The organism is Actinomycetota bacterium, assembly GCA_030776725.1.
GTDB lineage: Bacteria > Actinomycetota > Nitriliruptoria > Nitriliruptorales > JAHWKO01 > JAHWKW01.
On record JALYHG010000279.1, the window covers coordinates 1 to 11,664 of the forward strand.

Here is an 11,664-nt window from a genome sequence, read left to right on the forward strand (position 1 = left end):
CGGTGGTCCTGTACACCGGCCCGTGGCGCCGCCCGTGAGCGGCGTCTACGGTCGCAGCCAGCAACGCCGGGGGAGCCGTAGCCACGTCACTCAAGTAGCGCCAGCGGTAGTGACCAGATCACGTCACTCAAGTAGCGCCCGCGGTAGTGACCACATCACGGCTGAGAGTGCGCGACCGAGCGCAGACCCCTTGAACCTGAACCGGTTAGCACCGGCGGAGGGAGCGCGTCGTGGTCACCGCTACCGGTCTGGTCCTGCTCGCGGCGACCTTGGCGGTCTTCGCGTGGGTCGGTTTCCGGGCGCGCGGTGGTGCCGAGGATCTCGAGGAGTACACCACCGCGCGGAACAGCCAGGGCGTCACCGCGCTCGGGCTGTCGTTCTTCGCATCGGGCATGGGCGCGTGGATCCTGTTCGCCCCCCCGGAGGTCGGGGCGGGCGTGGGCCTGGTCGCGGCGCTGGGGTACGCGATCGGCGCGGCCGCTCCGTTGGTGGCGTTCGCCCTGTTGGGGGGTCGGTTGCGGGCCGTGGCGCCCCGCGGACACGGGCTGACCGAGTTCGTGCGACTGCGCTTCGGGCGGACGTTCCACGCCTACGTGGTCGCGATCTCGATCCTGTACATGCTGGTCTTCGTCACCGCAGAGCTGACCGCGGTCGGGGCGGTCGCCGCGATCACCGCCGGGATCGCCCCGTGGGTGGCGACCGTGGGGGTCGCTGCGGTCACGCTCGCCTACACGGCCTACGGGGGGTTGCGGGCGTCGCTGCGCACTGACCGTTGGCAGGCCTGGCTGGTCGTGGTGCTGCTCGCGATCGGCGTCGTGGCGGTGCTGAGCGGGGTGCGCGACGCGCCGGGAGCGCTGACCCGCTCGGGGCTGCTGGGCGTCGACGCCATCGGGGTCCAAGCCGCCGTGACGCTGGTCATCGCGATCGTCGCAGCGAACCTGTTCCACCAGGGCTACTGGCAGCGTGTCTTCGCAGCCCGGTCGACCCGGGCGCTGACGGGCGGGGCCGGCGTCGCGATGGCAGTCACAGCGCCGGTCGTGGCTGTGGCCGGCGTCCTGGGCATCGTTGCGGCCGGCTCCGGCCTCGACCTGGGCTCGCCGCCCGTGCCGTTCTTCGCCCTGATGGCCACGGTCCCTGTGTGGGTGAACCTGGGCGTGCTGGTCCTGGGTCTGTCGCTGGTCGCGTCGTCGGTCGACACGCTCGAGAACGGGCTCGCCTCACTGGTGGTGAGCGAGCGACCGTCCATGGATGTGGGCGCAGCGCGGGCCGTGACGGTGGTCCTCGTCCTCCCCGCGCTGGCTGTCGCGCTACAGGGCTACTCGGTGCTCCGGCTGTTCCTCATCGCCGACCTGCTGTGCGCCGCCACGGTCGTCCCGGCGATGCTGGGGCTGTGGTCGCGAGCGACGACCGGCGCGGCGCTCGTGGGGGCTGTCGCCGGTCTGGTCGGCGCGGTGGCCCCCGGCTGGGTGACCACCGGGTCGCTCGTCCAGGGCGCCGTCCTGGCGACCTTCCCGCAGGACGTGCCGACGTTGCCTCCGTTCGCCGGTGCGGTGCTGGCCTCGAGCGTCGTGGCGGTCGCTGGGTCGCTGCTGTCACGGCGGACCACCGACCTGGCGGGGCTCGGGGCGCGGATCCCGACCCTGGAGAGGACCCGAGCGTGAGCGTCTCCACCCAACTGCTCGCCGACAACCGCGACCTGTGGGCGGCGATCACCGACCACCCGTTCGTGCGCGCCGCTGGGAACGGCACCCTCCGCTCCGACGCGTTCCACCGGTGGCTGACACAGGACCAGTGGTTCGTGGTCGGCTTCCGGCGCTTCCTGGGACGGTTGGTCGAACTTGCCCCCAACGAGCACGCCCGCGACCTGCTGGCTGGCGCCTTCCCCGCGCTCCAGGCGGAGATCGACCTGTTCCGTCGCGAGGCGGCACAGCACGGGCTGCCACTCGACGTCGAGCCGTCGCCCACCACGCTGGGCTACACCTCGCTCGTCCTCGCCGCTCCCGTCGACGGGTGGCCCGTCTCGTTGACCGTCCTGTACGGGGCGGAACGTGCCTACTTCGACGCATGGGCGTCGGTTCGGGGAAGCGCCGACGAGCGCTCCCCCTACTGGCCGTTCATCGACAACTGGTCGTCGCCGGCGTTCGGCGAGTGGGTCGATCGGCTGGCCGCCCTGCTGGACGCGACCGTGACCGCACCGGCGCCGCCCGAGGTCGAACGGGCCTTCCGGCGCGTCGTGCGCTTCGAGCTGCGCTTCTGGGACGCCGTGCACGCCGGCGAGAGCTGGGAGGACACCCCACGATGACACTGACACAGACGCTGTGGTCCGACATCACCGAGATCTACGCAGCGATCCTCGAGCACCCGTTCCTGGCCGGTCTGAAGGACGGGACGCTCGACGACGACGCGTTCTCCTACTACGTCGTGCAGGACGCCCACTACCTCGAGGATTACGCCCGGGCGCTGGCTGTCTGCGCCGCGAAGGCCGCAACCGACGTCGACGTGGCGATGTTCGCCCGGCACGCTGCGGGCGCGATCGAGGTCGAACGCGAACTCCACGAGCACCTGCTCGGCGAGCTCGGGATCCCGGCCGCAACCGCGGCGGCGACATCGGTGGCGCCCACCAACCGCGCGTACACCAGCTACCTGCTCGCGACGTGCTACGGGGGGTCGTTCGCCGAGGCGCTCGCGGCGGTCCTGCCGTGCTACTGGATCTACTGGGAGGTCGGGAAGGAACTGCTCGCCCACGGCTCACCCGATCCGCGCTACCAGCGTTGGATCGACACCTACGGCGGTGAGCCGTTCGCGGGCATCGTCCGCGACGTCCTGGCCACAGCCGACCGGGTGGGCGAGGACACCGCCGGGGACCTGCTCGCCCGGATGCGGGCGCATTTCGTCACCACCGCCCGGTACGAGTGGATGTTCTGGGATGCCGCCTGGCGGGCGGAGACCTGGCCGGTGTAGCGAAGAACCGGGGCGTTCACCGAGGACGCGGCCCTCGTCGCGACCAGGCGCAACCTGCACCAGCCGGCGTTCGGGAGCAACCCTGGGACGGTCGCCGGTACATTCGGGACGGTGACGGCAGGAGGCAACCTTGGCAGACGCGGAACGACAGACGGTCGTGACGCGTCTGCTGGCACGTCTGCGCGGAGCCGAGCCGGCTGGCCCCGACACCGGACGGCGCAGCTCGTTCACCGCCCATCACCCTCCACAGCTGCCCCAGTCGCACCGCGCCGCGCCGACCGACGCCTGGATCGAGCCGGCCGCGACGCCCGTCGCCGCCACCGCCGCGGAGCCGTCGGACGACCGTGGCGTGGAGGAGGCGTCGGATGACCTGCAGGCTCGGGTTCACGCCGACGCGATCGCACGGTCCGAGCCGCGCCCGCGAGGGAACGCCCCCAACGTGCACGTCTACGACGAGCGGCTCGACGACCGACCGGGACCGGTGGAGCTCACACCGTCCCAGGCGATCGAGCTGGCCCGCGAAGGGCCCGAGGCGCTGCGGCGCCGAGGTTCCGCGTAGCCGACCGCGCCGACCACCGCCGGACGGCGACCACCGAGGAGAGATCGATCACGAAGACCTTCCGCGACCTCGGCGTCGCAGAGACCCTGTGCCGCGCGCTGGACGCACAGGGGATCGTCGAGCCCTTCCCGATCCAGGAGCTCACCATCCCCCTGGGGCTGGACGGTGCGGACATCATCGGCCAGGCCCGCACCGGGACGGGGAAGACGCTCGCCTTCGGGTTGCCGCTTCTGCAGCGGATCGAGGCAGGTGCGAGGCGGGTGCAGGCGCTCGTCGTCACCCCCACCCGCGAGCTGACCTTGCAGGTCGCCGATGACCTGGATCAGGTCGGGGGGGAGCTCGGAAGGCGGATCCTGACCGTCTACGGCGGGGTCCCGCTGGACCCCCAGACGCAGCCGCTGCGCAAGGGTGAGGTCGATGTCGTCGTGGGAACCCCAGGCCGGCTCCTCGACCACATCGGGCGCGGCAACCTCGACCTGTCGGGTGTGACGGCCGTCGTCCTCGACGAAGCCGACGAGATGCTCGACATGGGGTTCCTGCCTGACGTCGAGCGGATCGTGGAGGCTTGCGGTGAGCCGCGGCAGATGCTGCTCTTCTCCGCCACCATGCCCGCCGACGTCGTGGCGTTGGCCCGCCGCTACATGCGCCATCCCACGTTCCTGCGTGCCGAGGCTCAGGAAGCTCAGGTGGCCCCGGAGACCGAGCAGCATTTCTTCGTCGTCCACCGGATGGACAAACCACGGGTCCTGGCACGGATCCTGCAGTCCCCGGCCGCGGATCTCGCCACGGTCTTCGTGCGCACCAAGCGGATGGCGGACCGGCTGGTGGAGGAGCTGCGCGGGCTGGGGATGAGCGCGACCGCTGTGCACGGCGACCTCCGTCAGGCGCGCCGGGAACGCAACCTCGAGCGGTTCCGTGCGGGGAAGGCCGACGTCCTGGTCGCAACCGAGGTGGCCGCCCGGGGACTGGACATCGGGGGCGTCACCCACGTCGTGAACTACGACTGCCCTGAAGACGAGAAGATGTACCTGCACCGGATCGGCCGCACCGGCCGAGCCGGCGCGGCCGGCGTCGCGGTGACGTTCGCGACGTTCAACGAACTCGACCGCCTCAACGTGATCCGCAAAGCCGTGGGTGCCGCCAACGGTCCGCTCGAGGAGGTCTTCTCCACCTCAGACCTGTTGACCGAGCGGTTCGACCTGCCGGAGCACACTCCGTGGGAGCGCTTCGCGGGCGACGCCGACGTGTCGGTCGCGGATCCATCGCTCCCGCCCGACGACCGCGAGCCGGCGACGGACGTGGACAGCGGCAGCGACGGCGACAGCGATGAGCCGGCGACGGACGTGGACGGCGGCAGCGACGGCGACAGCGACGAGCCGGCGCGGGTCCGGGTGCGCAGCCGCGGCAGGAGCCAGGCCCGCCGTGCCCGACCGACCCCGACCACCCCCGACGATCCGGAACCGGCCGCACCGTCCAGGTCGGAGCGGCGACCACGCGGTCCGGCGAAGACGCCGACGCACGACGCGGACGACCACGGTCAACCGGAGCTCGACGCGTCCGAGCGGGGTCCGGCTGCGCGGGGGAAGGGAAGGCCGACCTCGGCCCGCCGGGTCAAGGTGGAGCACCTGCCGTGATCCGCGCCGCCGACGGACGCGCGTCTACCCGCTCCGCGGCGGCCGGAAGGGCCAGGGCACCCCGGGGCCGAGCCGGATCCGGAGCCACGCGCGGCGTTCACACGTCGGGCAGCGTGTCCATAACCGCCCCCGGAACGGGTCGACGAGGACGGGCAGCGACAGCAGCCCTGGCAACTCCGAGGTGGTCAACCCGCGTTCGACCTCGCAGCGCGGACACCGCACCAGCACGGTGGACGTGGGGTTGGCGTCGGGATCGACCGAGTACAACGCGCGGGCGCCCTCCAGGTCGCGCCGACGGGGTCGGGCAGGATCGGGGGCACGGACCCGGTCGAGCCCCCGCGGTGACTCACCCACGACCGGCCTGCTGCACGTCGAGCACCTCGGCCCGTTGCTCCTGCGACCAGCCGGCCGCCTCCAGCAGGTCCTCTTCGACCTCGAGCCCGAGCAGCTCGCGCGCGATCGCCCGGTAGGCCGCCGCACCGGGCACCGATCCCGCATGGTCGAGGATGGAGCGACCGCCTGCCGGTGCCTCGGCGAAACGGATCGACTTGCGGACAGGTGGGCCGACCAGCGGCAAGCCGTACCGCTCGCCGACGTCGCGCAGGACCTCCCGGCTGTGCAACGTCCGAGGATCGAAGAGGCTGGCCACCACCCCCCGGACGGTCAGCCCGCGGTTGGTCAGGCGGCGGACGTCCTGGATCGTCTCCAGCAGCTGAGAGACTCCGCGGTGCGCGAGCGTCTCACACTGGACGGGGATCAGCACATCGTCGGCGGCCGTGAGGCCGTTGATGGTCAGCACGCCCAGCGACGGCGGGCAGTCGAGGAGGATCACGTCGTAGCTGCCAACGAGATCAACCAGCTCACCACGGAGCAGGTACTCGCGACCTGTCCGGCTGAGCAGGGTCACCTCCGCGCCGGCCAGGTCGATGTTGGCGGGGGCGAGGTCCGCGACCGGGTGCTGGATGATGGTGTCGACCAGTCGGGCCCGTCCAGCGACGACATCGTGCAGCGACGGGTCGATCTCATCCGGGTCGTAGCCCAGCGAGAAGGTCAGACACGCCTGCGGATCGAGGTCCACGAGAAGCACCGCACGGTCGAGCTCGGCCATCGCCGCCGCCAACGACAAGCAGGTGGTCGTCTTCGCGACGCCGCCCTTCTGGTTGGCGATCGCGTACACGGTGGCCGGCATACCGGTACGGCTCCCCTCGGGGCCTGTTCGATGATGGCCCGCTCAGACGGTCAGACGTCGAGGATCCCTAGCTTGGCGGCCTCCGCAACGGCGCCTGCACGGTTGCGGACCCCGAGCTTGTCGTACAGCTCCTGGGCGTAAGCCTTGACGGTGCGCTCGGTCACGCCCAGCTGCTCACCGATCTCGTTGTTGGTCATCCCCTCTGCCATCAGCTCCAAGACCTGCTGCTGGCGGGGCGACAGGTGCGGCCCTGTCTCGACCTTGGGGATCTCCAAGACCATGGTGGCGTCCTCGTCCTGCGCCGCCATCGCCGGGTCCTCGAAGATCGCCTCCACCGGACCGAAGGTGACGCGGTCGCCGTGCCGCAGCACCCGAGGACCGGTGAGCTCCTCGCCGTTGACCTTGGTGCCGGCGCTGGAGCCCAGGTCCGTCAGGATCACCGCGCCCGCATCCCGACGGACCGACGCGTGCACACGCGAGACCCGCGGTTCGGGGATGACGATCGTGTTGTCCTCGCGGCGTCCGATGGTGCCGTCGTCGACCTCGATGCTCAGCGACGAGCCGGCCAGGGGACCTGACCGGAAGGTCAGCGTCGGCAGCGGGACCACCTTCGCTGCCTTCTTGGGAGCCTCAGACACGGCGGCCTCCTCACTGGGCACGAACGCTGACGATCAGCTCTGTCCCGCGACGGAAGGTGGACCTTACCGCTTGCCGGCCGCAGAGGCCGTTCGGGGCACAACGCCGTTGAGGCGCTCACGTGTACACCTCCGTCGCGGTCTTAGGAGACCGAAGACAGCTCCTCTCGCGCCGCTCACCGGCGGGCCCGTTCGCGCAAGACCTCGACACGGGCGCGGGACGTCGTGGCCTGGCCCAGGTCGAGATCCTTGCGCTCGCCGTGGAAGTCGGAGCCGGCGGTGACCACGAGGCCGTGTGCGCGTGCCAAGTCACCGTAGCGGGCGACCTGCTCGGCGGTGTGATCGGGGTGGTCGGCCTCGATCCCGGCCAGGCCGGCCGCGGCCATCTCCTCGACGGTTGCGACGTCCAGGCCGACCCCCGCCCGCGCCTGTTCAGCCGGCCCGTACAAGCCCGGATGCGCGAGGACAGCGACCCCGCCCGCCTCCACGATCAGGCGTACACACCGGACGGGATCCACCGCGTACTTGGGCACGTACGCGGGACCCCCGTCGTGCAGCCACCGGTCGAACACCTCCGAGACGTCTCTGGCCGCCCCGGTGTCCACGACCGCCGCGGCGACGTGGGGGCGCCCGATCGGGGCGTCGCCGGCCAACTGCCGGACCCGATCGAGCGAGACCGGAACGCCCAGCTCGACGAAGCGCTCAACGATCTCCTGGGCGCGCCGGTCGCGTTCCGTGCGCAGACGGTGCAGTTCGGCGGTGAGAGCTCCGTCGCTGGGATCGAACCAGTAGCCCAGGACGTGGACGCTGTAGCCGCCGAGCTCCGCAGACAGCTCCGCGCCCGGGACGACCTCCAGCGCGGTCCCGTCCGCCGCGGCGAAGCTGTCGTCCCACGCCGCCACGCTGTCGTGATCGGTGACGGCCAGGCCGCCCAAGCCGGCGGCCAACGCCAGTCGGACGTTGTCCTCGGCGGTGGTCGTGCCGTCGCTGGCGGTGGTGTGGGTGTGTAGGTCGTAGCCGGACACGGTCCTGCCGTCATCGGGCTTCCTACGCTAACGGGCGTGGTAGGCCCTCTGGGACCGGTCGTGGGCGTGGGCGCGGTCGCTCGCGACCCGCAGGGTCGTCTCCTGGTCGTCCGGCGCGGGCGCCCGCCCGCCGCTGACCGCTGGAGCCTGCCGGGCGGGCGGGTGCAGCCCGGTGAGCGCCTCACCGACGCCGTCCGACGCGAGGTCCGCGAGGAGACGGGGCTGGCCGTGGAGGTCGGCGACCTGGTCGGCGTTGCCGAGTCGATCGGCGACGAGGGCCACTACGTGATCATCGACTTCCTGGTGGACGTCGTCGGCGGAGTGGTGTCAGCGGGAGACGACGCTGCTGAGGTGGCGTGGGTGGGCCGGTCGACGCTGACGTCGGTGGCGACGACGTCGGGTCTGGTCGACTTCCTCGACCGCCACGGGGTCGAACTGGCGCCCTGACCCAGATCGACGCCACCTATACTGCGCCGCCGCCGCAGGTCCTACAGGGAAGGCACGGCATGGTACGGGTCGCGGTGCTGTCGGCCCTCGTCTACGACCTCGGCTCCTACGACCCGGCGACCGGTGTCATCGACCCGGTCATCGTCGTCCGCGGCGAGCTGCCCGCACGTGCCCAGCCGTTCGGTGTCGATCGCCTCTACCGCGGGCCGCAGGGCGTCTACGACGAGTCGTGGGCGATCCTCGACCCCGCCGGGGCGCTCGTCTACCAGCACCCCTACGGGCGGATCACCCTACGCGGACAGATGTACGAGGATCGCTTCCGTGACGAGATCCGCCGGGGCGTCACCCTGCACAGCGCCGAGGACCACACGCTCGTGCTGCTGTTGAACGACCAGGAAGTGGGTCGCGTGCCGGCGTTCATCGAGGCACCGGAGTCGGCGACCGCGGCAGGCGTGGTCGGGGATGCGCTGGAGGCCACCCTCAAGAAGAGCGCGATCATCTGGGTGACCATCCCGCAGCCCGACGGGGGCGCCGTCACCAAGCCGGCCTGGTTCGTCTACCAAGGCGGGAAGGTGTTCGTCCTGACGGGACCCGACGAGCAGGACCTCACCAACATCCAGGGAGCCGACGAGGTCACGCTCACCGCCCGGAGCAAGGACGTCCGGGCACGGATCGGCGCGGTCCCCGCGTCGGTGCGGATCATCGACAACGACAGCGACGAGTTCGACCGCATCGCCACGCTCGGTGTCGGCACCCGCCTCAACCTGCCCGACGGCGAGGCGGCGCTGGAGCGCTGGAAGGACACCTGCACCCTGGTGGAGCTCACCCCGCAGGCGTGAACCGGCGGTGGCGGCGGCGCGCGGCCGCGCCCGCGGCGGTGCCCGCGGCCACGACCACGCCGACCATCACCGTCAGCAGCGCTGGGACGCCAGGATCTTCGGACACCGCAGCGACAGGCCGGAGCCGCCCGACCGGTGCCTGCCAGATCAGCGTGGTCCCATCGACCTCGTCCGCGTCGTGCACGCGTGGCGGGGCGGGGAGCGTCACCCGCAGGTCGTAGCGGACCAGATCCTCGCCCCGCTCGGTGAGGATCCGGTGCACGTCATCCGCATCGACCGCGACGCCCGCACCCCGGGCGCCAGGCGCCGCCGGGAGCACCAACCCGACCGCCCCGTCGAAGGCGACCGGCCCGCCAGACAGGCGCCGCAGCCGCAGATCCTCGAACAGTCGCGCGTCGTCGTCGTCGAGTGCGGCGTGCAGCTCGTCGGTGAGCTGGGTGAACTGTTCCGCGCCGTCGAACCGCGTCCGCAACCGCAGCGTCCAACCGCGATCGTCGTGTTCCGTGTGCACCGTCCACTGCGGGGCGGAGCGTCGAACCTCGTCCAAGCCGGCTAGCACGTCGACCCCGACCTCGTCGAGGAGCCGCGCGAGCTCGCGGTCCACGGCGACGACCAGCTCGAAGGTCCCGTCGAGACCTGCGTCGACGACGATGTCGGCGGCCAGGCGCAGCTGACATGCCGAGGTGGCCAATGCCAGCAGCGCCGCGAGGGCGGCGACCGATCGGGGCACGTGCTCTCCGGTGATCGAGGACCGGTCGAGGCCTCGGCGCGCAAGGCGGCAGGCTAACCGATCGTCGACGTCGTCGACCGCGGGCGTCGACGCGGCGCCGGATCGAGGGGCCGCCTGCGCATCCGCCGGTAGCATCGCCGCGGCGGCGCTCACCGCAGCCGCCAACCCGTTGATCAACCGTTGAAGGTCGTGGTCGTGGCGACGCCTGAGCAGGTTCTCGACGCGCTCGGTGAGGTGAGCGAACCTCACCTGGAGCGGCCCGTCACCGACCTGCAGATGATCTCGGACGTGGCGGTCGATGGCGGCCGGGTCCGCGTCGTGGTGGACGTGCCGATCCCCGGCTCACCGGAGTCGGACCGGCTCGCCAGCGACCTGGAAGCCGCCGTGCGAGGGCTCGGCGGTGTCCGCCAGGTCGACCTCGACCTGCGTGCCATGGCCGGCGAGAAGCGCGAGGCGCTCGGACGGCGTCTGCGGGCCGAACGCGGCCAGACCAGCGGCGACGAGATCCCGTTCGCGACGTCGAGCGCCCGGACGCACGTGTTCACCGTCGCGTCCGGCAAGGGCGGTGTCGGCAAGTCGTCGGTGACCGCGAACCTGGCGGTGGCGCTGGCAGCTGACGGACACCGCGTCGGCGTGGTCGATGCCGACATCTACGGGTACTCGATCCCCCGCATGCTCGGCGTGTCCGGCCGACCGTTCGGCTTCGAGGGCATGGTGATGCCGCTGCGGGCCTACGGCTGCAAGGTCATATCGATCGGTTTCTTCCTCCCCGACCCGGACCGGCCGGTGATGTGGCGCGGGCCGATGCTGCACCGCGCCTTGCAGCAGTTCCTCGCCGACGTCTACTGGGGGGAGCTGGATTTCCTCCTCCTCGACCTGCCCCCGGGCACGGGCGACATCGCGATCTCGCTCGGCCAGATGCTGCCCAACGCGGGCATGCTGGTGGTGACCACACCGCAGGAGGCCGCCGGGAAGGTCGCCGTCCGCGCCGGTCAGATGGCGGAGGAGACCGGCATGCACGTCGCCGGGGTGATCGAGAACATGGCCAGCTTCACCTGCCACGCGTGTGGCACGACCCACGACATCTTCGGGTCGGGCGCCGGGGGGCAGGTGGCAGAGGAGCTCGACACCGACCTGCTGGGCCGCATCCCGATCGACCCGACGTTGCGGGAAGGCGGCGACCGCGGCGTCCCGATCGTCGACGCGCACCCCGACGTCCCTGCCGCGCAGGCGTTGCGCAGCATCGCGCGGACCGTCGCCAAGCGGTCGCGTTCGGTGGTCGGCAGGACGCTTCCGCTGCTGGGAGGCTGACGTCCGCACTCAGCTGGTCATCCCGCGCGACCGCCGGTAGCGACGCGTGGCCAGCCGCCAGGCCGCCCCGCACATCCCCCCCAGGCCGAGGCCGGCCACGACGTCGGTCGGGTAGTGCACCCCGACGTACACCCGTGACGTCGCGACGAACCCGGCGATGACCCCACCGGCGGTTCGGGTGGCGCGGGGCAGCTGCGGCGCCAAGGCGGTCAGCACGGCTGCGGCCACGGCCGGGTGCCCGCTCGGCCACGACGACCCGGCGGGCTCGGCGACCAGCCGCTCGGCGGCCTCGACCTGGTACGGGCGGAGCCGCCGCACGCGGGTCTTCAGCGAC

14 protein-coding genes and 1 riboswitch are annotated in these 11,664 nt (G+C 71.8%); of the genes, 8 read left to right on the forward strand and 6 right to left on the reverse strand.

Annotated elements, in window-relative coordinates:
• Positions 1 to 58 precede the first annotated feature (58 nt).
• Positions 59 to 241, forward strand: a riboswitch (TPP riboswitch).
• From M3N57_13385 to M3N57_13405, 5 genes are all read left to right on the forward strand, one after another.
• Positions 231 to 1,661 carry a sodium:solute symporter gene (locus M3N57_13385; protein ID MDP9023660.1) on the forward strand — a complete coding sequence of 477 codons (1,431 nt, stop codon included), beginning with the start codon at positions 231 to 233 and terminating at the stop codon, positions 1,659 to 1,661. It overlaps the preceding riboswitch by 11 nt.
• Complete coding sequence (locus M3N57_13390) at positions 1,658 to 2,302, forward strand: transcriptional regulator (protein MDP9023661.1); 645 nt, start codon at positions 1,658 to 1,660, stop codon at positions 2,300 to 2,302. Before M3N57_13385 ends, M3N57_13390 begins: the two co-directional genes overlap by 4 nt.
• Positions 2,299 to 2,961: a thiaminase II gene (gene tenA / locus M3N57_13395; protein MDP9023662.1), complete on the forward strand. Its 663-nt coding sequence runs from the start codon at positions 2,299 to 2,301 to the stop codon at positions 2,959 to 2,961. Before M3N57_13390 ends, tenA begins: the two co-directional genes overlap by 4 nt.
• A gap of 130 nt (positions 2,962 to 3,091) precedes the next feature.
• Positions 3,092 to 3,520, forward strand: a complete 429-nt coding sequence (locus M3N57_13400; protein MDP9023663.1) for a hypothetical protein — start codon at positions 3,092 to 3,094, stop codon at positions 3,518 to 3,520.
• 176 nt (positions 3,521 to 3,696) lie between these two features.
• Positions 3,697 to 5,154: a DEAD/DEAH box helicase gene (locus M3N57_13405; GenBank protein ID MDP9023664.1), complete on the forward strand. Its 1,458-nt coding sequence runs from the start codon at positions 3,697 to 3,699 to the stop codon at positions 5,152 to 5,154.
• 24 nt (positions 5,155 to 5,178) lie between these two features.
• Here the strand turns inward: M3N57_13405 and M3N57_13410 are convergent, their stop codons facing one another.
• The 4 genes from M3N57_13410 to M3N57_13425 form a co-directional block, all read right to left on the reverse strand.
• Positions 5,179 to 5,508: a hypothetical protein gene (locus M3N57_13410; GenBank protein ID MDP9023665.1), complete on the reverse strand. Its 330-nt coding sequence runs from the start codon at positions 5,506 to 5,508 to the stop codon at positions 5,179 to 5,181.
• Positions 5,501 to 6,343: an AAA family ATPase gene (locus M3N57_13415; GenBank protein MDP9023666.1), complete on the reverse strand. Its 843-nt coding sequence runs from the start codon at positions 6,341 to 6,343 to the stop codon at positions 5,501 to 5,503. Before M3N57_13415 ends, M3N57_13410 begins: the two co-directional genes overlap by 8 nt.
• A gap of 50 nt (positions 6,344 to 6,393) precedes the next feature.
• The gene (locus M3N57_13420; GenBank protein ID MDP9023667.1) at positions 6,394 to 6,981 is read right to left on the reverse strand and encodes a LuxR C-terminal-related transcriptional regulator; all 588 of its coding nucleotides are present in this window, start codon (positions 6,979 to 6,981) and stop codon (positions 6,394 to 6,396) included.
• Positions 6,982 to 7,154: 173 nt separating this feature from the next.
• A complete protein-coding gene (locus tag M3N57_13425; protein ID MDP9023668.1) occupies positions 7,155 to 8,003 on the reverse strand; it encodes a PHP domain-containing protein in 849 nt (282 codons plus the stop codon).
• 36 nt (positions 8,004 to 8,039) lie between these two features.
• Between M3N57_13425 and M3N57_13430 the strand changes: the two genes are divergently transcribed.
• Positions 8,040 to 8,450: an NUDIX domain-containing protein gene (locus tag M3N57_13430; protein MDP9023669.1), complete on the forward strand. Its 411-nt coding sequence runs from the start codon at positions 8,040 to 8,042 to the stop codon at positions 8,448 to 8,450.
• 59 nt (positions 8,451 to 8,509) lie between these two features.
• Positions 8,510 to 9,289: a hypothetical protein gene (locus M3N57_13435; GenBank protein MDP9023670.1), complete on the forward strand. Its 780-nt coding sequence runs from the start codon at positions 8,510 to 8,512 to the stop codon at positions 9,287 to 9,289.
• Here M3N57_13435 and M3N57_13440 read toward each other — a convergent pair.
• Complete coding sequence (locus M3N57_13440; protein ID MDP9023671.1) at positions 9,273 to 10,019, reverse strand: hypothetical protein; 747 nt, start codon at positions 10,017 to 10,019, stop codon at positions 9,273 to 9,275. The two genes, M3N57_13435 and M3N57_13440, sit on opposite strands and share 17 nt — an antisense overlap.
• Before the next feature lie 195 nt (positions 10,020 to 10,214).
• On the opposite strand from M3N57_13440, the gene M3N57_13445 reads away from it, so the two are divergent.
• Positions 10,215 to 11,330, forward strand: a complete 1,116-nt coding sequence (locus M3N57_13445; GenBank protein MDP9023672.1) for an Mrp/NBP35 family ATP-binding protein — start codon at positions 10,215 to 10,217, stop codon at positions 11,328 to 11,330.
• Between the two features lie 9 nt (positions 11,331 to 11,339).
• Here M3N57_13445 and M3N57_13450 read toward each other — a convergent pair.
• A partial coding sequence (locus tag M3N57_13450; GenBank protein ID MDP9023673.1) for a phosphatase PAP2 family protein occupies positions 11,340 to 11,664 on the reverse strand: 325 nt, incomplete at its 5' end.